Origin of the sequence: Streptomyces sp. OfavH-34-F (assembly GCF_022347745.1) — a bacterium.
Classification (GTDB): Bacteria; Actinomycetota; Actinomycetes; order Streptomycetales; family Streptomycetaceae; genus Streptomyces.
In genome coordinates this window covers 1-2,561 of record NZ_JAKRGC010000530.1, presented here as the reverse complement: position 1 = coordinate 2,561, position 2,561 = coordinate 1, and the positions used below count along the sequence as shown (strand labels likewise).

Sequence of the window (2,561 nt, the reverse complement as noted above, 5' to 3'; positions counted from 1 at the left end):
GGCCCCACCAGCTCTCGGCGAACGGCTCGCCCTCGCCCGAGGTGCGCGCGGGCACGGCCTCGAAGGTGCGCCGCAGGTCGTCGGGGCCGGGGCGGGAGCGGGCGCCGGGGCGGGCCTGCTGCGGGCGGCGGGCCGGGCCGGGGGTCATGACGGCCTCCGCAGGGAGACGAGGTCGGCGAGGTCCTGGTCGCTCAGCTCGGTCAGCGCGCTCTCGCCGCTGCCGAGGACGGCGTCGGCCAGGGCGCGTTTGGCGAGCAGCATCTCGCCGATGCGGTCCTCCACCGTGCCCTCCGCGATGAGGCGGTGGACCTGGACGGGCTGGGTCTGGCCGATGCGGTAGGCCCGGTCCGTGGCCTGCTCCTCGACGGCCGGGTTCCACCAGCGGTCGTAGTGGACGACATGGGAGGCGCGGGTGAGGTTGAGGCCGGTGCCCGCCGCCTTGAGGGAGAGCAGGAAGACCGGGACCTCGCCGGACTGGAAGCGGTCCACCATCCGTTCCCGTTCGGCGACGGGGGTGCCGCCGTGCAGGAGCTGGGAGGGGATCGCGCGCGCGGCCAGATGGGCGGACAGCAGCCGGGCCATCGTCACGTACTGCGTGAAGACGAGGACGGAGCCGTCCTCGGTGAGGATCGTGTCGAGGAGTTCGTCGAGGAGGGCGAGCTTCCCGGAGCGGCCGGTGAGCCGGGAGGCGTCCTCCTTCAGGTACTGCGCGGGGTGGTTGCAGATCTGCTTGAGGGAGGCGAGCAGCTTCATGATCAGGCCGCGCCGCGCGATGCCCTCGGACGCCTCGATGTACGCCATGGTCTCGCGCACGGTGGCCTCGTAGAGCGTGACCTGTTCGCGGGTGAGGAAGACGGGGTGGTCGGTCTCCGTCTTGGGCGGCAGTTCGGGCGCGATGCCGGGGTCGGACTTCTTGCGGCGGAGCAGGAAGGGCCGGACGAGCCGGGACAGCCGCTCCACCGCCTCGTCGTTGCCGAGGCCGGCCGCCGTGCCGGTGTTCTCCACGATCCGGGCGTGCCGGGCGCGGAACGCCTTGAGCGGGCCGAGCAGTCCGGGCGTGGTCCAGTCGAGCAGCGCCCACAGCTCGGAGAGGTTGTTCTCCACCGGGGTGCCGGTCAGGGCGACCCGCGCCGGGGCGGGGATGGTGCGCAGCGCCTTGGCGGTGGAGGAGTGCGGGTTCTTGACGTGCTGTGCCTCGTCGGCGACGACCAGGCCCCAGCGGTGGGCGGCCAGTTCGGCGGCGCTGGAGCGCATCGTGCCGTACGTGGTGAGGACGAAGCCCCGGTCCGCGCCGTCGAGGGTGCGGCCGGTGCCGTGGAAGCGGCGGACGGGGACGCCGGGGGCGAAGCGGTTGATCTCGCGGTGCCAGTTGCCCAGGAGGGAGGCCGGGCAGACCACCAGGGTGGGCGCGGGGTGGGCGCGGTGGAGGTGGAGGGCGATCAGGGTGATCGTCTTGCCGAGGCCCATGTCGTCGGCGAGACAGCCGCCGAGGCCGAGCGAGGTCATCCGGTCCAGCCAGGCCAGGCCGCGCAGCTGGTAGTCGCGGAGGGTGGCGTGGAGTCCGGGCGGCGCGGCGGGCGGCGGGTCGTCGGCGAGGAGGCGGTCGCGCAGCCGGGCCAGGGCGCCGGCCGGGACCGCCTCGACCTGTTCGCCGTCCACCTCCGCGCTGCCGGTCAGCGCGACGGCCAGGGCGTCCACCGGGTCGAGCAGGCCAAGCTCCCGCTTGCGCGCCTTGCGGACGAGCGCGGGGTCCACGACGACCCACTGGTCCCGCAGCCGCACCACGGGCCGGTGGGCCTCGGCGAGCACGTCCATCTCGGCCTCGGTGAGCCGCTCCTCGCCCAGCGAGAGCTGCCAGTCAAAGGCGAAGAGGCGTTCGGCGTCGAAGAAGGCGGTGCCGTCCGTGGCCGTGCCGGGGGCGGGCCGGACCACGGCCGTCGCGGTGAGCGAGCGGGCCAGCTCCCTGGGCCAGTGCACGCTCACCCCGGCGGCGGCCAGCCGGGCCCCGGCGTCGCCCAGGAGTTCGTACAGCTCGTCCTCGTCGAGGGCCAGGACGTCGGGGACGGGCTGGTCGAGGAGTCGGTCGAGCGGGGCCCAGACGCGGGCGGCCCGGCGCAGGGCGAGCGCGGTGTCCACCCGGGCCCGGGGGCCGAAGGGCGCGCCCGCCTCCCCGGCCCACAGCGCCGCAGCGTCCACGACGTGGGTGGGGTCGGCCAGGCTGTGCACCTGGGTGACCGCCGCCGCGGCGTGCCGGGCGGCGGCGGGGCGGTCCGGTCCGGAGGCGCCGGTCTCCTCACCGGGGCCGGCGGTGTCGAAGAGGGCGTACCCGGAGAGGTCCAGGCGCAGTGAGATCCGGACCCCGGCGTCCAGGCCGGAGGCGACCTCCACGGCCCATTCCCGGGCGCCGGGCAAGGACTGGGGGGCGTCCGCCGCGAAGGGGGCGCCCAGGGCGGAGGCGGCGGCGGGCGTGCGGGGCAGGGTGTCGGCGACGGCGTCGAGGAAGGCGCCGATCAGGGGCTCGGGGGCGGGCAGCCGGGGCGGGGCCCGGTCGGGCAGCGGGA

Annotated in this window: 1 protein-coding gene; it reads right to left on the bottom strand. The window is 75.8% G+C overall.

What is annotated here, in order from left to right; all coding sequences use genetic code 11:
* Nucleotides 1-144 precede the first annotated feature (144 nt).
* Nucleotides 145-2,561 (bottom strand): DEAD/DEAH box helicase (locus MHW47_RS34435; RefSeq protein WP_239227768.1); only part of this gene is annotated, 2,417 nt, incomplete at its 5' end.